Origin of the sequence: Metapseudomonas boanensis, assembly GCF_042232855.1 — a bacterium.
GTDB classification, from domain to species: Bacteria; Pseudomonadota; Gammaproteobacteria; order Pseudomonadales; family Pseudomonadaceae; genus Metapseudomonas; species Metapseudomonas boanensis.
Genome location: NZ_CP113889.1, coordinates 3,251,864 through 3,272,131, shown reverse-complemented (window position 1 = coordinate 3,272,131; position 20,268 = coordinate 3,251,864). Strand labels below are relative to the sequence as shown.

Sequence of the window (20,268 nt, the reverse complement as noted above, 5' to 3'; positions counted from 1 at the left end):
ACCAATTGATTTTTTTAGCATTAGCCAAAGGAACGCGCATTTGATACCCGCTACCGTACCCGCTAAACGAGTTACTGTGGCCCCGACCTGCTCACCGAATGTTTTCAGCAGTCTCGCCGACGAGTGGCTAAGAATTTTACACCCCTACTCCCCTACTCCCCGCCACTTGTGCGTGTGTATTCTCAGGACGCTTCGCTCACCCTGGACGTTAGGTCGCTTATGAAAACCTGCATGCTCTGCCTTCAGCAGCATAAATTTATCAAGGCACACGCGATCCCCGAAGCCTTCTTTCGTGAAATGCGCGTCGATGGAGAGAAGTCTCTACTTGTCTCTGGCCAACCGGGGCAGTTCCCAAAGAAAGCACCGATCGGTGTGTATGACGAAGAAATCCTGTGCGAAGACTGCGAGCCGAGCTTCAGCAAAATCGACGACTACGGGATCGAAGTGCTTCTGAAGAAATTTGACGAACGCTTTCACCCGCTTCAGCGCGACGGTAAAACCGCAGGATTTGAATCGGCTAGCGTAGATCCAAGCCGACTGCTTCAGTTTCTAGTAACCATTCTCTGGCGAGCTTCGGTCTCATCACGTCCTTTCTACTCCAAAGTAGATCTTGGCCCTCATGAACCGTTCGCTCGCGCTGCTGTAAACACTCATGCCACCGAACTGTCCCCAGTATTTGATGCCGTCTTGTCACGGTGGCGCGATGAAGGTGACCATAGTCCAACGACAGCAATACTTAATCCTGGGCGTGAAAAGTGGTTTGGCGTCAATGCCTACCGCCTGTATTTAGGCGAAACAGTCGCATACGTTAAGGTCGATGCGCAGCCGTTCCCACCTGAGTTGAAGGCTGTCTCTTTACGAACGGCGCCGCCCGTTTACGTCGTTTCACGAGCTTTGAGTAAGTCAAGTGATTTTCGCGCGATGAAGCACACTGTCCAACGGTCCCATGCAAACAAACTCAGCTTCGGCAATGCACGTCGCTCAGGTCAGTAAGCAGTCTATCCCTAGGTATTGATGGAAAACCTTTCTAATCACACCCCGATTGTGCGTGTGTACTCGCTGAATTTTGGCTAGAGCCAATGAAATACAGGCTTTACGACGGTTCGCCGGTTACACCTAAAGCGCGTTTATGGCATAGAAGGGCATAGTTTGGCGGACGAGTTGCCCCAAATTTGCCCCACCCAAAGGGAAGGCTTCCAAGCAAAAAGGCCCGTGGTCCAGACAGGACAATGGGCCTTCTCGTTGAGTCCCGGTAACTCTCACACAGTCTGCCGGGACGCCTTGGTCAGTTGACCACCGATTACATCTGGCTTGACCAGTGTACGCCGAAGGGACGATTCGCAAGAAGTGGCGAAAATTGGACGTTTCCGCATATAGGTCCTGAGGTAGATAGGCCTCCAGAGAACCGAGGCCTATTCACGGGCATCCAATCGCTAATGCTAGCTTTGTGCCGCAACTCGTGCTGATTGCTGGATTGCGGCCTTGGGCAATTCCATGCGCAGGCTTTCGCGATACTGCTCGGCTGGCGCTTCGTGGGTGACCTCGACGGCAACGTCGTAGTTTTCTCGAATGACCGACTCGATCTCAGCAATGTCCGCACGGAAGAACTCCTTGCGCCCGTTGACCTTGTTTAGGCGACCTGCGGCAAAGCGGTCGTGCAGCTTCGCTTCCAGCGCGGGGGCATTATCAGAGAAGACCATCGCATGCACGTCAAACCAGAACGGCACCGATGCGTCACCCAGCTCATCGACGCGGTCCATCGGCTCCAGGCGGCGGGTCATACCAATCTTGTATACCCCTTCCCCGAATGCTCCCACGTTGGAGATCACATACACATATCCGGCCTTGGCATTCTGTTCGCGATAGTCAATGAGCTTCTCTTCGCTCTCCAACGCGGCCCGGCCCATTTCAACCTCAGCCAATTTCGCCAAGAGTGGTGCGCGCTCCTCTTCAGACGCTGCCTTGTCCAGGCGAGCCTGGAGGTCACGCATAGCGGTGGCGAAGTGTTTACGCTCCTTGGCGATCTTCTCCCGAGCCGCGCGAATCTCCTGCTCAAGCTTCTGCTGCTCCCGCAGCTCTTCTCGGGCGCGCTTGGCTTCTTCCTTTTCCTCTTGCTTCTTGATCTGAAACTCGTGGGCAAGGTGCAGCTCATCGAGCTTGAGGGCCAGGTACTTGCGCGATATCTCCACGTCCATAATCTTGCCGAGGCGGTTGCAGGCTTCGAACGATTTGAGAATTCGCTTCTCGCCCAGCTCGACGTTGTCGAACTTTACGTTGTCCACGCAGTAATCTGCTTCGTTGTTGAACGACCGGATCACCAGCTTGATCATGTCGGTTACGAGCTTGCGCCCTTGAGTTTGGCTGCCATTGACCGTCCAGGCCATGTTCCCGGTGGCAGCCTCCCCGCTCTTGATCATCGCCTTCTGACGCTCGCGGACACTGTCCAGACGGGACTTGTATTCATGGCTGGCATTCAGTTTGAACTTGGGCTCATAGAGCGCAAAGCTCTCCAGAAGTAACGTCTCCTCCCATACGAGGATCTGCCCTTGTAAATCAGCGGAGCGCTGCGCGAGCGCTGTTACCTCCTGCTCGGCGCGCTGAATATCCTGGCGGACAGCAGCAAGCTTTCCTTTCTCTTGCTCAATCAGATTCTGGACTTCCAAGGCGTCCATGGCGCCGATCTTCCTATTGAGCGCTTGCAACTGCGCATAGCGCGCCTGAAGGTCTGTAAGCTGGATGTCCAGATCATCCGCCCGCTGCCGGTGCGCTGGGCCGTTCCAATAGTCGCTAAAGGCCATAGGTTCCTTCCTCGTTAGTAAATCGAATGGTTGTTCAGTTCTGAACGCCAACCTGCAAGACTTTATAGCGCAACCTAGCCGCAATAACTGTCTGGCAGTCGTCTACGGCCAGAAACAGAAAACCCGACACGGTGGGCGGGTCTTGGGATTCTGTGCCAGTCACGTGGGCAGCGGGTCACGCCAGTCCCGTCAACTCTACCGAGCAGACTTTCAGTTGACTGGAAGGACCGCCTAACAAGATGGTGGAGGTAGATTGCCCTTCCCCTTTCGGCCGATTCTGTTGAAAAAGTCGGTGCAGTCTTGGTTCGCTCGCAGAAAGCCGAAGAAACGCCCGACTGAGGCGTTGCTACGCGAAATCTGGAGTAGATCAGCGCCGGCATTGGCTCAGATTTCAACGTCAGTCGCCCACTTTTGCGGGCAGAAATTGCAGCAGGAGTTTTTCAACAGAATCGGCCAGAAGCGGACGTTGCCACTGGCTACTGAAAACGCTTAGATTCAGACAATTGCCGTTGAACACGGCGGACTGCTTGCCGAAGATCCTCCGCTGTATCCTTACTCCCAACAGCATCCGGGATAAACACCTGCTGATGTCTACGGGCGGCGACGCCAGTTGGGATGCCAGAACATCGCAGGGCTCTGCAGCAATCGGAAGGTAGCGGCAGTGGTACGCGATTCTTGGAGTACAGCTCTGTACCAACCATTGATCCTGCTTGGCAGCCGTTGTCGAGCTGCAGGTTCGGCATAGCCAACGGTCAATCGGACGGGCGACGATTGCCACATCGCCATAAAAGCCCATTCATCCCGGCGCGCAACTCGCCGAACAGCTATGTACGAGCTGTGTGTGGCCAAGTGAAAGGTTGGCAGAGCCGTAAGGACTTAGCGACATTGAGTGTGCGTCTGCGGAAGCAAGGCAGCCGCCAATCCGCGGTCGCGTGACGAGTCCCAAAGATAAATAACATGCACATGGAACAGGTATAGCGTGCAATGGCAGGAACACGACGGTTCGTCAAAGTATTTCTCGCTTCTCCGGGCGACCTGGATGAAGAGCGCAAGATTGCCAAAGCTATCGTTGACGATTTCAACAGTCAGTTGTAAGCGTCCAGCCAAGTCACCTTCCGAACTCCCGCATTAAGGGCGATGGTGTCCGCGTATTTTTAAGCGGACGCGATAGCCCTTATCGCCGGGATTTCCATGCGCCAACGAAGCTCTTACCCCAAACCGTTCAAGGCCCAGGTTGTTCAGGAGTGCCTGCAACCTGGTGCGACCGTCTCCAGCGTTGCCATCAGCCACGGCATCAACGCCAACGTCATTCGCAAGTGGCTGCCGCTTTACCGAGATCAGCCACCAGCGGCGTTGCCGGCGTTCGTTCCATTGAGGGCCACGCCTAAACGAACAACTGAGGCGTTCGCAATCATTGAGTTGTCCCTTGGCGAGCAAGCGGTCACGGTGAAATGGCCAGCCTCCGATCCTGAAGGCTGCGCCCGCTTTGTGCGTGGGCTCACCCCGTGATCCGCATCGATACCATCTGGCTCGCCACCGAACCGATGGACATGCGCGCCGGTACCGACACCGCGTTGGCCCGTGTGGTGGCCGTGTTCGGTGCGGCGAAGCCGCACTGTGCCTATCTCTTCGCCAATCGCCGCGCCAACCGCATGAAAGTCCTGGTGCATGACGGTGTGGGTATCTGGCTGGCCGCGCGGCGCTTGCACCAGGGCAAGTTTCACTGGCCAGGCATCCGGCACGGCTCGGAAGTCGAACTCGACACCGAGCAACTTCAGGCTTTGGTACTGGGTCTACCCTGGCAGCGGGTCGGTGCCGCCGGCGCGATCACAGTGCTGTAGCACCTGCCATTAGCCCATCGGTTTATCTCCGCTGACCGCCTGCTCTGGCACAATCAGCGGCATGACTGCCTCGCCCAATCTCGACCAACTGACACCTGACCAGCTGCGCGCACTGGCCGCGCAGTTGCTCACGCAGGTCGACCTGATGGGCAAGAAGATCCACCGCGACCAAACGGTTATCGAGAACCTCACCCACGAAATCGCCATCCTCAAGCGGCACAAGTTTGCCAAGCGCAGCGAGCAACTGAGCCCTGACCAGGGCCGCCTGCTGGATGACCTGCTCGACACCGACATCGTGGCCATCGAGGCGGAGCTGAAAGCGGTCAATCCGCCGGCTGCGCCGGCCGAAGCACGCCAGCAGCCCAAGCGTGCACCGCTGCCACCGCAACTCCCGCGCACCGTGATCCATCACGAACCGGAGAACACCCAGTGCGCCTGCGGCTGCCAGCTGCAACGCGTGGGTGAAGACGTCAGCGAAAAGCTGGATTACACGCCGGGCGTGTTCACCGTCGAGCAGCATGTGCGTGGGAAATGGGCCTGCCGCCAGTGCGAAACGCTGATCCAGGCGCCGGTGCCGGCGCAGGTGATCGACAAGGGTATCCCCACCGCCGGCCTGTTGGCGCACGTGATGGTGGCCAAATTCGCCGACCACCTGCCGCTGTACCGGCAGGAAAAGATCTTCGGCCGTGCCGGCCTGGCTATCGCTCGTTCGACGCTGGCGCAGTGGGTCGGGCAAACCGGCGTGCAGCTCCAGCCGCTGGTCGATGCGCTGCGCGAAGCCGTGCTGGGCCAACGCGTGATCCACGCTGACGAAACCCCGGTGCAAATGCTCGCGCCGGGCGAAAAGAAAACCCATCGGGCTTACGTCTGGGCCTACAGCACCACGCCCTTCGCCGATCTGAAGGCCGTGGTCTACGACTTCAGCCCCAGCCGTGCCGGCGAGCATGCGCGCAATTTTCTTGGCCAGTGGAATGGCAAGCTGGTCTGCGACGACTTCGCTGGCTACAAGGCCGGTTTCGAGCAAGGCATCACCGAAATCGGCTGCATGGCCCACGCCCGCCGCAAGTTTTTCGATCTGCACGCGGCGAACAAAAGCCAACTGGCCGAACAGGCGCTGCACTCTATCGCTGGGCTGTACGAAGTCGAACGCCAAGTGCGCGACATGAGCGATGAAGAACGCGGGCGAATACGGCAGGAACAGGCTTCACCGATCCTCGACGCGCTGCATGCCTGGATGCTGGCCCAGCGTGATCGGGTGCCCAACGGCTCAGCCACGGCGAAAGCCTTGGATTACAGCCTCAAACGCTGGCAGGCACTGACTCGCTATGTCGAGGATGGTGCTGTGCCCATCGACAATAACCCGGTCGAGAACCAGATCCGGCCGTGGGCCCTTGGACGCTCGAACTGGTTGTTTGCCGGGTCGCTACGCAGCGGCAAACGGGCGGCGGCAATCATGAGCCTGATCCAGTCGGCGCGCATGAATGGGCATGATCCCTATGCCTATCTCAAGGATGTGCTGACACGACTGCCGACGCAGAAGGCCAGCGCTCTAGCCGAGCTGCTGCCGCACAACTGGGTATCCGCCGGCAAGGTGTAATGCCCGTTCGCTTACAGTCAGTTGGCGGACGCGCTCGGATATCAGGTCGAACTAGTCGGCTGGGAAGACACTCTGCCCGGTGTCGGTCGGCCACAAGCGATCATTAATCGCGATCTTGATGGATGCGATCTCTTCGTTGGCATGCTTTGGAAGCGTTGGGGTACGCCGCCCGGGACTGAGCCCTACACGTCCGGCTTTGAGGAAGAATTCAAGCGCTCTATGACGCGAAACGAGAGGGAGGGTCGACCCGAAATTAACCTCCTGCTGAAGGATATTGACGCCTCGTTGCTCGCCGATCCCGGGGATCATCTTAAGAAGGTCGTCGCATTCAAAGACCAAGTCTTTGACGAGAAGAAGCTGTTGGCGTGCACCTTCGCGGACGTGCGGGACTTCGAAGGTAAGTTCCGCAAGTGCATCCAGGGATACGTCATCTCACTTGCCAAAATGGACAACGCGTCAGAGTCCGAGAAAGATCAAGCACCTGCTGCCGAGACGCAATCCACGCCGACGTCCGAGCCAGGGCCGACTACGCCACTGTCCGTAGAAGGCGCAAGATTCCTGCGAAACTTCTTGAGTACGGCTGAGAAAGCGACCGATGAGCATCCCCTGGCGGCCAAAGACGTGGCGCGGGTCAGATTGCTTTCCATCATCGCGGCCGTCCACGGTAACGATCAGCAATCACTGGGGCCGCATGACGCAAACCTTCTTTTCAGCGCGCGGACTAGTTTTGAGTTCGGCCGGCGAGAACTCAACGGGCTGATTGACGACGGCTTGGCGCATTTCAAACACGAGAATGTGCCGCTGTGGCACTGGATTGCAGCGGTGGACGGTTTCAAGAACAACATTCTGCCCATTTGCTCTTTGGTCAGCACGACCGACAGGCGTGTCGGCGCGCTGAAAGCCATGCGCCTGATCGCTCAACCAATCGTCGAGAACGAGCACTTTGGCCGCAAGGAGATCGTTTCGCTGTGGTTTGCCGAAGATGCCGAAACTGAGGTACGCGTATCCGCATTGGAGTATCTTGGCGAATGTGGTCAGCCTACAGACCTACCCTACATCAATGAAGAGTTTGCCAGGAACGAGACACAGACGGCTAGCGCGGCAGCCAACGCCATCATCCGCATCACGCTGCATGACGATCGCCGCAAGGCCTTGGAGGCGCTCTACGCCTTGCAGCCCAGCACGGTGGAGCAGAATCTTCTCGACGAGCTGTTCAGCCGCGATGCCGAGTTTGACGATGAAATCTTGCTGAGTGGACTCAATCATCGCAACGCTTTGGTCCGAATCACAGTGGTCAAGTTGTTGCAAAAGCGGCGGTCGCTCGTCGCAAGCATCGCCGAACCGTTATTAAACGACAGTGATGCGGAGGTGCGCTATGAAGCGCTACAGGCGCTCGTCGCAAGCGGCCGGAGCTATTCCATTGAGCAGGCAAAAGCTGTCTTTGTGCGCAAGAGCCCGACCTCCAGAGGATTTGGATTGTCAGCCATGAGCCAGACCGATGCTGAAGGTGAGGCGGTCTTAGCGCGTTACACCGAGCAGTTCTTTGATCGTTTGACCGTCGCGCAGCTCGAAGAAGAAGTCCGGTCGGAGATCTTCGACCAGAACGCCTACTTCGCGCTGATCCGTCGTGACTTCAGGCTACGTGGAGACGACCTACGTAAGGCCGTTGCCAATCAATTCGTGGATCGTTTTGAGTCGTTGCTGGAGGAAATGGCTACGCGGTATGGTCCGTTGAATGATCTTATCGAGAAAACCCGCTCACTTGGGGAGTACTTGCGCAGCAGGTTTACGCGCGAAGGTTTGGACATCATCTGCAGCAGACTCGACGCGGCCGACCTGCCGCTCGTTCGATCGATGCTTGCAAGTGGCAGTGCCGACTATTCAGCCGCAGACCTTCGGTACCTCGCTAAGTTCGGCCAATGGTGCGACATTCCCTTGGTGATCGCATCGCTCGACCGGCCCTTACACGGTCGCAAATATGCATCGCTGCTTTCGACTGCGAGCAGCACCAAGTACGAGGATGCTGCGCGTACACTGTATGCGCTCGGCAAGCATCGGCTCAATGACCTGCTGGCCGCCACGATGCCTGGGTACCTCTTGGCACGCATCATTCCATTGATACCCGACAAGGCCTTCCAGGGGCTTGCCGATTCCGCCATCGTTCCGCTCCTCCGGTCTGAGATTGAGGACGTGCGGAAATTGGCTTCGCTCAAGTATGTCCGCGCCTTTCCGCGCCGCCGGGTAAAGGCACTTCTTGACGAGTACATGGCTGCCGATCAGTTTTACTACAACGTCATTCATTGGTTCGACTTCGGCATATCCGTCCCCAGAGACAGAATGCTTCGTGCAGCCGGGAAGGCATTGGTTGATGCGTATCACGTGTAGGGCGCAATTCATTGCGCCCTACAGATGTATAGTCACAGGTATCCAACCGTCAGCTCTCGCGACAGCTCAGGATTGAATCCAGCATTTTTTTCACAATAGCAACAACGTCCACTTCTGGCCGGTTGTTGCCTGTCGCAACCAGCGGCTGGGGGGGGCGCGTGCAGCCAGTCGCTACCAATACACGCGGCCCTCCGGTGCTACTGTCAATCCGCGTGGAATAGGCAGGTCACCACGAGCGTAATTGGGTGGCCACCTCAGTGCAATTTCGCAGCTTTGACGTGGACAAGTTGCAGGTGCGTTAGAGTCCAGCGAACAAGCCCCCAAGCGCAGCCGGCTCCCAGTTCATGATCACCAGCTCGCCCGTCACATCGGCCTGCCCTTGCCGCTGGTTCATCACACTGTAGCGGATATCCAGCCCCACCATGTGGAAGCCGTCAAATGCAGCCCGGATGTCGGGGTGGTCGTTAATACTGACCATCACCCTCCCCTTGCAGCGTCGCATGAAGTCGGCCATTCGCTCGTAGTTCTCAAACGGGAAGTCCACACCATAGCCCTCAGTCTTCCAGTACGGCGGGTCCATGTAGAGGAAGGTGTGTGGCCGGTCGTAGCGCTCTGCACATTCCAACCAGGGCAGGTTTTCGACGTAGGTACCGGACAGGCGCTGCCACGCCGCGGAGAGATTTTCCTCGATACGCAGCAGGTTGATGGCCGGGCCCGTGGTGGCGGTACCGAAGGTCTGCCCGGAAACCTTGCCGCCGAAGGCATGGTGCTGCAGGTAGAAGAAACGCGCCGCGCGCTGGATATCGGTCAGGGTCTCGGGCCGGGTCATCTTCTGCCACTCGAAGATCTGCCGGCTGGAGAGGGCCCACTTGAACTGGCGCACGAACTCCTCGAGGTGGTTCTGCACCACGCGGTAGAGGCACACCAGGTCGCCGCTGATGTCATTCAGCACCTCAGTAGGTGCCGGCATCGGGCGGAGGAAGAAGAGCGCAGCGCCACCGGCAAAGACCTCGACGTAGCACTCGTGGGGCGGGAACAGCGAGATAAGGCGGTCGGCCAGGCGGCGCTTACCGCCCATCCAGGGAACGATCGGATTGGTCATTTTGTGCAAGCCTTTACTGTATGAATATCCAGTTGTTAGACTCGCCGCGCTTCGTGCACGAGGCGGGGAGCCTTGGCTGGGCTTGCAGGTTAGGTCTGCGGTTCAGCGGTCGGTCCGGGTGCTGGAACACTAGGGCCGACCGCTCCTCTTCAACTCTCGGCGGGTCAAACCCGCAGAGCTCTGAAATGAATGGTTTAAAGGGACGGTATGAGATACATCAGCATCGTTTCGATGGTGGCCGTCAGAAGCAAAGCGCACGACTTCATCATGACCCCACCCAACGTACAGGACCTGGCGGCACTGTCGCTGGAGCTGCTGGTTGAAGAACTGGGCACGGAAGGTGCCCGCCTGTTCCTTCGGGAAGCATTCTCTAAGTACCGCCCGGACTACAAGGGGCTGGGCCGCGACTCGCAGCCCGCCAAGAAAAACGCCTTCGATCCACGGGGTGCGCAGCAGAACGCTCATAAGCACGGACCCCGATAGTCACTTAGTGCCTCGCTGATACCTGCCGTGCGTAATCCTGGCACGCCTTCAAAGCGATGAGCCCCTGGTCACCGTCGCTGGTGATGCCGACAATTCGTTGAGCATGCGCTGGGTCAAGTCGGGCTCGCGGGGCTCCATCCACCACGCTTCCGGTGCCGGCGGCGGCAGGCACTCCACAGCCTCTACCTGCAGCGGCGTCGGTGGCATCGAGGAGGACTGACAGCCGGAGGTCAGCAGTAGCGAGCTGATCACGCAGCCGAGCATTAGCCTTCTGTGCATCGGTCAGTATCCTGTGGTTGGTTTCGTCATCGGCCTGTAGCTGGTGCTCTAGCTTCAGGCGTTTGTCCTGCTCATCACGCGCGGCCTTGGCAGCGGCTCGCGAGATCTCTGCGAGGGTGTCGGTGTACAACTTGTCGCGCTTGGCCAGCTCGATGGCGTGTGCCCTACCCTGTTCGGCCAGCTGCCGACCAAGGCGCCATCCCTGCGCCGTCCAAGCTGCCACCATGGCCAGCGCGATCACCACGCCAACTGCCGCCAGCCGCCACCAGGTCGGGAGCAGGTTGGCAACACGCTCCTTCAGCACCGGTACGGCATCGATGGTCTTGCTGATCCGGCTCGATACCCGCTTGGACAGGCTCAGGCTGGGCAGCAACGCCAGGACGTTGGCCGGTGCCATGTGGATGCACCCGCCGATCCAGTTGAGCGCGATCTGCGTTTTCATCAACTGCGAGGCGACCATGGTCACCACGCGCTTCGCCGGGTGGGTCGGTGATAGGCAGCGCATCGGCTCGCGCGCGTAGGGCGTCCGGTCGGTGTGGTACTTGCCGGGCTCTGCGGCGCCCGTGTCGCGGGGGATGCGCTGATACTCGTCAGCCCACTCGTCCACCCAGAGTTCAGGGTCTGGCTTCAGGCCCCGCAGGTATGCCGCCCGGTACGTGGCAGCACCGTCGGCATACTGATGATCCATGGTTCAGTTGGGCTCCTTGGCCGCTTGTTCCAACTCGGTGTCGATGCTGATCAGCCGCTCGGCGTCCTCCAGGGCCCGCCGAAACAGGCTGGTGAGCTTGCGCTCCATTTCCCAAGGGTCCGTGATGCTGAGGTCCAAGGATGAGCGACACCCTCAACCAACTGATGCAGCAATGGAAGGTCAGCAGCCTGACGCTCAGCCAGGTCAGGGAGCACTACTTCCCCCACATCAAGACCGACAAGCGCATGCGCGCCCTCATCCGTGACAACAAGGTGGACCTGGTGACCTACAAGCACACCGAGTCTCGCCTGGCCTGCTGGTGGGTGCGCCTGAAGGACCTGGCCGACTTCCTCGACAAGCAGTCCGAGAAGGCGGCATGACCGGCGCCCGGCCGTACCGGGCATGCAAGCCACCACTCAAGCCCCGGCGCCGGACTCTGACGCCTATTCCCGGCGCCGGGCACCTATAGGGAGATACAGCACATGCAGAACATCACCGCCATCCAACTCATGGCCGCCGCGCTGGTCATCGTTAATCTCGGCTGGCCCTGGATCGCCTTGCGCATGGTGCGGAACGCGCGGGCCACCGGCTACGACGAAGGCCACCAGATCGCACGCGAAGCTGCAGCAGAGCGCATCGCCCTGCTGAATGCCGATATCGGGGAATTACATCTCACGCGTCAACAGGAGTTGACCCGCCACCAACTGGAGCGCGACGAGATAATCCAGGATGCGGATCGCCGAATCGCTGAGTATGCGCGTCGATCGAATCCGTTCAATGAGTGGGATCTGGGCACACTGGCCGACGTCGCCTCAACGCTCGACCTGGCCGCCAGCACCTTCGCCGGCCTCCAGGCAAGGGACAAGGCGCGCATCGCACTTCAACAGATCGGCCTTGCCTCCCGCATGCACGAACGTCTGAAGGATGCACTGGAAGCTAATGCCCGCACCCAGCAGCTGCCAGAACTGGAGGCAGCTGCATGAAACCTTCAGGCCAGCACATGCCCAAGGGTGGCGAGATAAACAGCCTCTGCCGCGCAGCGGCAGGCACCATCCCTACCCTTTCCAGGGCGCGCTCAGAGGTTGGGCACCCCACGACAGACGTGCGCCGCTGCACAGAAATGGGGACAACGCTCCGCTTCCCCTTCCGCCCGCACGCGCAGCTTGTTAAGGGGTATACGTCACCTTCGAGAAAGGTCGAATTAGAGCGTCTCGTCCATCCGGTTGCCATTCAGCTTGACCAGATTGTTCAACACGTCGTTTGCCCAGCCTTTCGATTCAGTGACGTAACTAAGGACGCTCTCAGCATTTCGAACGTGAACAGGATCATCAATCGGAACTACGCGAAGCGACGACTCCAATTCATGGATTGCCGTCTGCAGATTCAAAAATACACCCCATCTCAGCAAGTGGTAGTCATCGCCCAGCAAACCACCTATGCGCGACTGGAGCATGCCCAGTCGCGTGCGATAGTACTCTGCATCATGCCAAGGGATGCGTGGCGACTGAAAGGTACGGCGCGCCACGAACAGGGAGATCAGGATTTCTGTTTCTTCAGAGAGCTGCAAGGCCAGCCCTGTTTTGCGTATAGCCGCCTGAATCTCGTCCTGCCTCTGTCGATCCTTGTTCTGCGCCCGTTGGATGAACGGGATCATCAGGGCAACACCAATCGCCAGAAGGCCACCTATGGCTTGCACCCAGCCGGAGGTATCAGCTGGCAACCATCCCGTCTTGGCCCAATAGGCGACAGAGCCAGCCAACAACCATACGGACGCAGAACCTACCAACAACCACCAAAGAGCCCACAACGTGGCCGTGAGCACTCGTCTCTTGATGGAATCATCCACTCCGCACCCCTCCTGATAAAGCAACCCAGTGCGAGCTTGCCCGCTGCCGTACTGCTCGTCCATGGGGGGGCAACATGAGCACCTTCCAGCCCCATCTCCACTCCGTCGCGACCCAACGGGCACTGCCATTTGTTCACGAGCTGTACGTCGATCTCTTCGCAGGTGCCGGCGGCGCCCGCAGCGGCGGAGCCAGGGTCTACCGTGACCCGGACATCGCCATCAACCACAACCCCATCGCCATCGCCATCGCCATCGCCATCGCGGTCCACCGGGCGAATCACAGGATTACGCGTCACTACATCACCGGCGTTTTCGAGGTCGACTCGCTGGAGGCCGTTGGCTGCCTGATCGAGGCACAGGCAGCGGCATACGGCCGAACCTGGCGCCCAATTCTGCCGCTGGAACTGCGCTTAGCTGCCGAAAAAAAATGAAGAGAGGACAACTGAGATGAATCAGAAACCACTGGACCGCCTGATTAAGATCGAAGAAGTCATGGCGCAGGTCGGAATGGGGAAAACGAAGATTTACGAGATGCTCCAGTTCGAGGAGTTTCCGGCCCCGATCAAGCTAGGCAGGTATTCTCGATGGTCGCAGATTGAGATCCAAAACTGGATCGAAGAGCAGAAATCTAAACGGGCTGCGTAAGCAGCCCTCTTTGCACATAAAAATCACCTACTCTCTAGGCGACGTCGGTGCGGATCAGATCAATGGATGAAGGCCACTCGCATCGAGCTAATTCCCGCAGACTCTGAAACCAAAGCTAGGCTGTTTATCAACACCAGGCTAGAGGTGAACAGATGAAAAACATACTACTTTTTATCTTTTTCTCACTCACAATAATGTTTGGGGCTTCGACGATTACGCTGTACGCGCGATATCAGGAGGTTCTAAATCAGGATAGATCGTCAGCACCGAAAAATGAGCCGACTCCTCTCGTTGCCAAGCGCAATACAAGCGGTCAAATATTCATCGTAACTCGCGGCGGAAGCAGCATACCTCTCGGCGGCGTTTTAATTTCAATCTATAGGCATGATGAGTTCAGTAAGATTATCGCCCCCCTTCAGAAAGTAGTTGCTGTGGACGTGATTGACCTAGCTCCAAGGTTAATCACCCAGGAAAAAGATATCTTTAGCACAATGGAGAGAAATAAAAAGGAGGGTTATCCTTCAGGAAAAGCCTATAAAAAGCATTTGGAGGAGTTTGAGAAAAAGGTCTTTGTGAGAAACGAACTCCTGAGAAATCTTGTGAGCAGTTCATCTGCCGAGCGCTACCTGGCCGCTCTCGACCCGCCATTTTCAACCACTCAGTCTGATGCGAGTGGAAAATTCGACTTCACACTTCCAACGCAAGCGGAATGGGTCGTTACCACATGCGCATCCCGCGAAGTCGGAGAAAGAAAAGAACGCTACTGTTGGTTTGCCAAAACTGATGGATCCAAAGATATTCTGCTAAACAACAACAACATGTTTGGAAGCATGTCGGAAGACTCCGCCATAAAAATGCCAGAAATCAACACATCCTGCAGATATAACGACGAATGCACAGCCCATGCCCAGATCTTACTTTCTGCATACTCCGAGCACCTGACGGGAGCTAATAATCAATAGTAAAAACCGTAAGAATTGCTATACAGCCTAGGCAAGATCGAAGAGTTCATGGCTCAGGTTGGCATGGGTAAAACGAAGATCTAGGAGATGCTCCAGTTCGAAGAATTTCCTCCGTCTAGCAAGATTGGACGCTACTCCCAGTGGTCACAACTAGAGAGCCAAGCGTGGATTGAGCAACAGAAAGCATCCAGGGCTGCTTAGTCAGCCCTTCGGATGCCAAGCCAGCCCATCATGCCGGGCTGGCCGATGACGCAATTGCTTACTACACTCCAGAGCGTTGCAGGGACCCAGCTCGGTGCGCTTCCAAAGATTGGTGTCGGCACCGGCCTTGTCGCTTGGAGCCAAACAAATGTCTAACCCTCAAGTCGCCAGCCTCCCAATTCGCCTTTCCGTCTTTGCAGTCAATCCTAAGACCCATCGGCCAATCCAGCGCATGCCGGTGTACGCCGAGATCGTCTGGACTGAACAGTCGCCCCCGACCGGCGACCGCTTCAACGCGGTGATCACGGAAACGTTGACCGAGATAGAACCTGACTGTGCAATCATCCCCGACTGCATGCACCGGGTCCGCAAAGCGTTGGCCCAGTTGCTGGAAAGTGTGCTGACAGTGCAGGGCTTGCAGACGCTTGCTACGCAGGAAGAACTCCGCACCTTTAACTTCATTGCCAGCGTGCTGCGGGAGGCGCGGGCCCAGGCCGGCGGGCTTAGACTAAATGACATCCCGGCCACGCAGCTGTACGACGTACTCGAGGACGCTCTCCGCCTTGTCGCCGAGCGGGAGGGTTTACCCCTGATGCCGTCGAAGGAAAACCAGGAGCCCCGTCGGACAGCTTATCCCTTGGGGATGCTCGCAACGGATCATGTCGGCTACCTGTCTTTTGACCTTTCGCCGCTTCCCTTACCGATCCGCGAAGCCTTACGAATGGCGATAAGCCTAGACGCTGTCACGCTAGGCGAGACCGACACTCCAGCCGAGGTCCATGTCTACCCGTTCGGTCTCGCCGCCCTTCAAATGGACGCTCTAGTCCAACGCCGCTTTACGCTCGATGCTGTGGTCATGCGGCTGGAATTGGATGTCGACACTCTCCCACCCGAACTAGCAAATCTCGGCCTATTGGCCATGCAGACGCCCGGCCTGACGGACTGGCGACTCTCGCCCGGTTCCTTCGCGGCCAATCCCTCATCCCTAATAGGTGCCGACGGTTGCGAGGCGATCATTCCGGCAAACGTAGCAATCCACGAGTACAGTTTCCACCAAGTAGTTGGTTTCGCCCCGGGGGAAGTCGAACTCCCCCTCGAAGCCTCGGCGCAGTCGCACGTTCGTCCAGGTTTCGTGAACGAATACCGGTTAAGCCTAGTCCCAGTCGGCCACTCACTCGGCCAGATTCTCTACAGTTTCCCGCTGGCGCCTGGCGAGTCGGTCAACTTCGCGATCGTCGACTGGACGCACCAGGATGTCGGCACACGCGACGAAAAGACCAAGGTCGACGAGAGGCTGGTACACGACCTGCGCCGCGAGCGAGTGATCGAGGAGTCAGTGAAGGCTAGCATTGAGGAGTGGCAACGCGGCGGCAGCATTATGGGCGGGGTTGCCGCCTCGGGCGGCAGCGGGGCGGGGGCGAGCGCAGGCCAGAGCGGCGGCTCCGGCGGCGGCGCAGCGCTGGGTGCCATCTCAGGCGTCTCGGGCGGTATTTCTGCCGCGCTCGGCGGCGCCTATTCAACGTCGAGTGGAAGCCGCGACATCGCCGCCAACACGATCCAGAAGCTTAGCGACAACATCGCCCAAGCCGCGACATCGTCGCGAGAGCTGTTCAGCACTGTTGTCGTCCAGACCTCTCAGGCGGAGCGGGAGGCAATCGAGACGCGGACCGTGGTCAACTACAACCACAGCCACGCGCTGACAATGCTCTACTACGAGGTGCTCCGCCACTACCGGCTAGTCGTGTCCTTCGTTCGGCGCCGGCCGGTGCTGCTGACCGACCGTGGACCAAATCTGGTCACTTTGAGGATTCCTGGAATCGGCAAGGCCTATTACGAAGTGAACCGGGAGCTCCTCGTCCACAACCGGTCGGTGATCCAGGCGGCCCTGCTCGATCCGCGGCTGGCATCGCGTTTCGACACCCTGGAGGCGATCATGCATCGGGAGCGCGTGAAGTCGCTCACCGCGCCCGCACCGCCTGCACCCGACCCGAACGCCCCCGCTGGACCGCTTTTCAAGTTCCTCGAATTCGAAGTCCTGTCTGGCGGAATGGTCGCAGACATTAACAAAGACAAACAGGCTATCTGGATCCGATGCCAGATCCGCACTTCTGCTGCGCCCTGGACTCTGAAGGTCAACGACGGTAATCCGATAAATCCGCCAGGCAGCTTTACGCACAAAGAAGCGTGGAATGCATTCACGGCGATTGTCCCGAACGGAGTTATGGCTTGGGGGCTGATTGACGCTTTCGACATCTCGTTCCAGCGGGTCGGTGGCGTTGACGACATGTCAGTACGACACATAAAGATCACCGCAGCCGACACATTCGGCGGCCGCACGATACTAGTGGATCATCCCTACGTCGGCGGCGACCTGATCATGGACGCGGACACGACGGTTACGCTCGTGTCCAACCGACCTCCTTCTCCACCGCCGCCGCCGGGTCGCCCCGCAAGCGAGATCGAAGAGGAAGCACAGCTCCTCGGCCTTCTTGACCACATCATCCATCACCAGGGCCACTACGAGCGCGCCCTGCGACTCGGAACCGCGCCAGCGGACCGGGCCCGCGACCTCAGCGGTTTTGTCGTCTCCAACGGCAAGTCCATGCTCGAACTAGTGGAAAACCGGCCGCTGGAGGTCCTCGGCGAGTTCGTCGCCTACACGTGCGTGGACCCGAAATTCTCCCAAATCATTAAGGAGGCTTACGACGGCCTGAAAATAGAGGAACCGTCGCCCGTCGAGCGTCTAGTGACCTATCCGACCCGAGGCGTATTCGCCGAGGCCAAGCTCGGCCACTGCAACGCCTCGGAGGAAATCGACAATACGAGGTTCTGGGACTGGCAGGCCTCGCCGATCCCTCACCTTGCCCCCGAAATCGCGCCGACGCAGACGGTGACACCTCAGGTCGTCAAGGTCGAGGGCCTGGACGCCTCCTCATTGCCTTCGCCGCTCGTGAGCATCATATCGCCGCCACCCGCACCCGATCCGCACGGCATGGCGGCGGGACTTACAGCGCTGGCTACCGCCAACATCTTCCGCGACATGTCCGGCCGAACGGAGGTCGCCGACCTGCTCAAGAAGCTCACAGAGGCTTCAGTGCAAATTGCGAATTCCGCCAAAGACGTAGCAGCCGGCGCCAAGCCTTCTTCCAGCTTCCAGACCGCACCGCAACCGCAAAGTGGTGGCGCCCAGGTTACCCAGCCGTCCAGCGGAACGCCCGCTCTGCCGTCCGGCCAAGGACCTTCGAGCGCGCCCAGCGCCCCGGCGCGGACGCCGGAGCAACGCGAGACAGACAGGCTAGGAAATCTCGGTGGGGCCCTGGACATTGCCGACCGGCTCCCACCGGAGCAGGCCAGACCCATCCGGAAGGCGGTAGCCAAGGAGACGATCCTCGAGAAAAGGGTCTGGAACGTCGTACTCACGTCCGAGTGGCTCGGCGAGACAATCAAGCAGCCGCTGGATGCCCGGTTCTCCGGCAGTCTTTTCTTCACTACGACACCATCCGAAGATGGCGGACTTCCTTTGAAGCCGATTCAAACGAACGAACGCGCGCAATGGAACGACTTGCTCCACAACGGCACGCCAATCGTGGTCTCGATATATGTTGATGAGATCAAGCCACTTTCGAGCAACCTGACAATCAAGGTCCCTGGCCTGGCCATCGACGGGCTAAACCTCACGGCTCACGACTACAACGTTCCGCTACGCGGCGTCGCTGACGACCTTTTAGTCTCCTACAAGCACAGCCTGCCATTGGAAAAGGCCAAGGTTGCCGCCGGCGCACCCCTCATCCAGCTCCAGGGGACACTGCTGATTGCCAAGAAGGACATCGAGGTCAGTTTCCAGCTTTCCGCCGGGGGAATGTTGGGCGGCGACCTGACGGGCGCACTTGCGGGTGTAGTGGATATCAAGTTAACGGAACTGACCGGCACGGCGACCCTAAAGGCAGCCACCCAGGCGACCGTCAGCGGCCAGGCCGGAATCAAGGCCATCCTCGAAGTACTCTACATCAAGGGGTTCCAGCTCTCGATGGTCTGACCGGCCTCTAGATCAACAACCATCCATATTGCGCTAGCTGGAGGTACAGGATTGGATTGACCTCCAGAAAGTAAAAGGGCCGGTTAAGCGGCCCTCTCGCTCACTTTCGAAACTCTCAATATGAGCCTCCGTCAGCAGGAAGCTCCGCAAGATGAAACTGGTTAGGCGTCAATCATTCAACACGCAAGGTCACTCATTGGAGGTTGCTAAGCAGAATTTCTCCCACCACTGCATCATCTCTACGCGCTCAGATAGATACTGGGCATGGTTATAGGCAGCCTTGGTCTTATTGCTCTCCGCATGGGCTAGTTGCATTTCGATCACTTCGCCGCGGAACAAGCCTGATTCATAGAGATGGGTCGAGGCTGTTGCACGGAAATCATGGCAGGTGAAACCCTTCATGCCCAAGCGTTCGAGCGCGCGGTTGAAGGTCGAGCCGTCCACCGGCTTGTCCGGATGCCGCAGCCCGGGGAACATCAGCCCTCGCCCGCCGGTGATGGAGTGCAACTCCTTCAGCAGCTCAACTGCCCGCGCCGGAAGCGGCACCAGGTGGCGGCGCCGCTTCTTCATGAACTCTGCCGGGATATCCCATAGCGCTGCCTCAAGGTCCACATCCTCCCACCGGCCGCGGCGGATCTCGACTGTCCGCAGGAACAGCAGCTGCATCAGCTCCAGGGCAATGGTGTTAGTCCGAAAGCCGCCATAGGTCTGCAACTCTTCTCGGAAGCGGGCCATGTCCGCTACCGACATCGGGCGGCTGTGCTCGATAGGCTGCCGCACGAAAGCGCCATACAGCGCGGAGGCCGGGTCAGCATCGGCACGCAGCGTACGAACGGCAAAACGGAACATCTGCGAAAGCCAGTTGCACAGAGAGATGGCGTAGTAGGTCGCCCCACGCTTCTCCATGCGCCGTAGGCACTCCAGCAGGTGGGCCGCTGTAACGTCACGTACCGGCATCTTGCCGACGTAGGGGAACAGGTTCTTGGTGAATGCCCGAGTCAGTTGGTTGCGGTAGCTGTCGCTAATTCCGACCTTGCCGCTTATCCACTCCAGGGCGACCACTTTAAAGGAGGACTGATTCTCCAGAGTCTGCCGCGCCCGCTCGGTTCGCCTGACATGAGCAGGGTGCTTCCCCTGCTTCACTAAGGCCCTCGCCTTGTCACGCTCAGACCTAGCCTCAGCCAGGCCCATCTCGGGATACTCGCCCAGGGCGAACACGTTTTCCTTACCGTCAATCTTGTAGCGGTAGCGCCAGTATTTGGCGCCGGTGGGGCGGATCTCGATGAACAGCCCCCGCTCATCGCTGAGCTTTCGGGGCTTGTCGCCGGGCCTGGCCTGGCGGATCTGGATGTCGGTAAGCGGCATAGCGGGTATCACCTGCGGAGAAAAATACCCCGCTTTGATA

17 protein-coding genes and 1 pseudogene are annotated in these 20,268 nt (G+C 58.5%); 12 read left to right on the top strand and 6 right to left on the bottom strand.

The window, feature by feature from the left end; all coding sequences use genetic code 11:
• Positions 1-231 precede the first annotated feature (231 nt).
• On the top strand, positions 232-993 hold the full coding sequence (locus tag OXH74_RS15150) for a hypothetical protein (RefSeq protein WP_375737729.1): 762 nt from the start codon (positions 232-234) through the stop codon (positions 991-993).
• A gap of 446 nt (positions 994-1,439) precedes the next feature.
• Here OXH74_RS15150 and OXH74_RS15145 read toward each other — a convergent pair whose 3' ends face one another.
• The gene (locus OXH74_RS15145) at positions 1,440-2,798 is read right to left on the bottom strand and encodes a DUF4041 domain-containing protein (protein ID WP_375737728.1); all 1,359 of its coding nucleotides are present in this window, start codon (positions 2,796-2,798) and stop codon (positions 1,440-1,442) included.
• A 1,191-nt stretch (positions 2,799-3,989) separates the two neighbouring features.
• Between OXH74_RS15145 and OXH74_RS15140 the strand changes: the two genes are divergently transcribed.
• From OXH74_RS15140 to OXH74_RS15125, 4 genes are all read left to right on the top strand, one after another.
• The gene (locus tag OXH74_RS15140; protein WP_375737727.1) at positions 3,990-4,307 is read left to right on the top strand and encodes a transposase; all 318 of its coding nucleotides are present in this window, start codon (positions 3,990-3,992) and stop codon (positions 4,305-4,307) included.
• Complete coding sequence (gene tnpB / locus OXH74_RS15135; RefSeq protein WP_155688131.1) at positions 4,304-4,639, top strand: IS66 family insertion sequence element accessory protein TnpB; 336 nt, start codon at positions 4,304-4,306, stop codon at positions 4,637-4,639. The genes OXH74_RS15140 and tnpB overlap by 4 nt, the downstream gene beginning before the upstream one ends.
• 61 nt (positions 4,640-4,700) lie before the next feature.
• A complete protein-coding gene (locus tag OXH74_RS15130) occupies positions 4,701-6,236 on the top strand; it encodes an IS66 family transposase (protein WP_375737726.1) in 1,536 nt (511 codons plus the stop codon).
• Positions 6,237-6,257: 21 nt separating this feature from the next.
• The gene (locus tag OXH74_RS15125; protein WP_375737725.1) at positions 6,258-8,621 is read left to right on the top strand and encodes a HEAT repeat domain-containing protein; all 2,364 of its coding nucleotides are present in this window, start codon (positions 6,258-6,260) and stop codon (positions 8,619-8,621) included.
• 298 nt (positions 8,622-8,919) lie between these two features.
• Here the strand turns inward: OXH74_RS15125 and OXH74_RS15120 are convergent, their stop codons facing one another.
• Positions 8,920-9,723 carry a DNA adenine methylase gene (locus tag OXH74_RS15120; RefSeq protein ID WP_375737724.1) on the bottom strand — a complete coding sequence of 268 codons (804 nt, stop codon included), beginning with the start codon at positions 9,721-9,723 and terminating at the stop codon, positions 8,920-8,922.
• Positions 9,724-9,990: 267 nt separating this feature from the next.
• Between OXH74_RS15120 and OXH74_RS15115 the strand changes: the two genes are divergently transcribed.
• Positions 9,991-10,206 (top strand): hypothetical protein, encoded by a 216-nt coding sequence (locus tag OXH74_RS15115; protein WP_375737723.1) that lies wholly within the window; start codon positions 9,991-9,993, stop codon positions 10,204-10,206.
• A gap of 4 nt (positions 10,207-10,210) precedes the next feature.
• Here OXH74_RS15115 and OXH74_RS15110 read toward each other — a convergent pair whose 3' ends face one another.
• Positions 10,211-10,711 carry a lysis protein gene (locus tag OXH74_RS15110; protein ID WP_375741625.1) on the bottom strand — a complete coding sequence of 167 codons (501 nt, stop codon included), beginning with the start codon at positions 10,709-10,711 and terminating at the stop codon, positions 10,211-10,213.
• 57 nt (positions 10,712-10,768) lie between these two features.
• Positions 10,769-11,173: pseudogene (locus OXH74_RS15105) on the bottom strand (phage terminase large subunit family protein); the annotation flags it as partial.
• Positions 11,174-11,313: 140 nt separating this feature from the next.
• Between OXH74_RS15105 and OXH74_RS15100 the strand changes: the two are divergent.
• A complete protein-coding gene (locus tag OXH74_RS15100) occupies positions 11,314-11,553 on the top strand; it encodes a pyocin activator PrtN family protein (protein ID WP_375737722.1) in 240 nt (79 codons plus the stop codon).
• Positions 11,554-11,655: 102 nt separating this feature from the next.
• On the top strand, positions 11,656-12,156 hold the full coding sequence (locus tag OXH74_RS15095) for a hypothetical protein (protein WP_375737721.1): 501 nt from the start codon (positions 11,656-11,658) through the stop codon (positions 12,154-12,156).
• A gap of 218 nt (positions 12,157-12,374) precedes the next feature.
• Here the strand turns inward: OXH74_RS15095 and OXH74_RS15090 are convergent, their stop codons facing one another.
• Complete coding sequence (locus OXH74_RS15090) at positions 12,375-13,019, bottom strand: hypothetical protein (protein WP_375737720.1); 645 nt, start codon at positions 13,017-13,019, stop codon at positions 12,375-12,377.
• Between the two features lie 74 nt (positions 13,020-13,093).
• On the opposite strand from OXH74_RS15090, the gene OXH74_RS15085 reads away from it, so the two are divergent.
• The 4 genes from OXH74_RS15085 (at position 13,094) to OXH74_RS15070 (ending at position 18,863) form a co-directional block, all read left to right on the top strand.
• Positions 13,094-13,450, top strand: a complete 357-nt coding sequence (locus OXH74_RS15085) for a hypothetical protein (protein WP_375737719.1) — start codon at positions 13,094-13,096, stop codon at positions 13,448-13,450.
• A gap of 16 nt (positions 13,451-13,466) precedes the next feature.
• The gene (locus OXH74_RS15080; protein ID WP_375737718.1) at positions 13,467-13,664 is read left to right on the top strand and encodes a helix-turn-helix transcriptional regulator; all 198 of its coding nucleotides are present in this window, start codon (positions 13,467-13,469) and stop codon (positions 13,662-13,664) included.
• A 152-nt stretch (positions 13,665-13,816) separates the two neighbouring features.
• A complete protein-coding gene (locus OXH74_RS15075) occupies positions 13,817-14,626 on the top strand; it encodes a hypothetical protein (protein ID WP_375737717.1) in 810 nt (269 codons plus the stop codon).
• 295 nt (positions 14,627-14,921) lie between these two features.
• Positions 14,922-18,863, top strand: a complete 3,942-nt coding sequence (locus OXH74_RS15070) for a hypothetical protein (RefSeq protein WP_375737716.1) — start codon at positions 14,922-14,924, stop codon at positions 18,861-18,863.
• Positions 18,864-19,052: 189 nt separating this feature from the next.
• Here the strand turns inward: OXH74_RS15070 and OXH74_RS15065 are convergent, their stop codons facing one another.
• Positions 19,053-20,228, bottom strand: coding sequence for a tyrosine-type recombinase/integrase (locus tag OXH74_RS15065; protein ID WP_375737715.1), 1,176 nt, complete (start codon positions 20,226-20,228; stop codon positions 19,053-19,055).
• Between the last annotated feature and the right edge of the window lie 40 nt (positions 20,229-20,268).

Bases quoted from the DNA above. Each gene is read 5' to 3' on its own strand.
- OXH74_RS15150 (WP_375737729.1), top strand. From the start codon at position 232: ATGCTCTGCCTTCAGCAGCATAAATTTATCAAGGCACACGCGATCCCC.
- OXH74_RS15145 (WP_375737728.1), bottom strand. From the start codon at position 2,798: ATGGCCTTTAGCGACTATTGGAACGGCCCAGCGCACCGGCAGCGGGCG.
- OXH74_RS15140 (WP_375737727.1), top strand. From the start codon at position 3,990: ATGCGCCAACGAAGCTCTTACCCCAAACCGTTCAAGGCCCAGGTTGTT.
- OXH74_RS15130 (WP_375737726.1), top strand. From the start codon at position 4,701: ATGACTGCCTCGCCCAATCTCGACCAACTGACACCTGACCAGCTGCGC.
- OXH74_RS15120 (WP_375737724.1), bottom strand. From the start codon at position 9,723: ATGACCAATCCGATCGTTCCCTGGATGGGCGGTAAGCGCCGCCTGGCC.
- OXH74_RS15115 (WP_375737723.1), top strand. From the start codon at position 9,991: ATGACCCCACCCAACGTACAGGACCTGGCGGCACTGTCGCTGGAGCTG.
- OXH74_RS15110 (WP_375741625.1), bottom strand. From the start codon at position 10,711: ATGGTGGCAGCTTGGACGGCGCAGGGATGGCGCCTTGGTCGGCAGCTG.
- OXH74_RS15100 (WP_375737722.1), top strand. From the start codon at position 11,314: ATGAGCGACACCCTCAACCAACTGATGCAGCAATGGAAGGTCAGCAGC.
- OXH74_RS15095 (WP_375737721.1), top strand. From the start codon at position 11,656: ATGCAGAACATCACCGCCATCCAACTCATGGCCGCCGCGCTGGTCATC.
- OXH74_RS15085 (WP_375737719.1), top strand. From the start codon at position 13,094: ATGAGCACCTTCCAGCCCCATCTCCACTCCGTCGCGACCCAACGGGCA.
- OXH74_RS15080 (WP_375737718.1), top strand. From the start codon at position 13,467: ATGAATCAGAAACCACTGGACCGCCTGATTAAGATCGAAGAAGTCATG.
- OXH74_RS15075 (WP_375737717.1), top strand. From the start codon at position 13,817: ATGAAAAACATACTACTTTTTATCTTTTTCTCACTCACAATAATGTTT.
- OXH74_RS15065 (WP_375737715.1), bottom strand. From the start codon at position 20,228: ATGCCGCTTACCGACATCCAGATCCGCCAGGCCAGGCCCGGCGACAAG.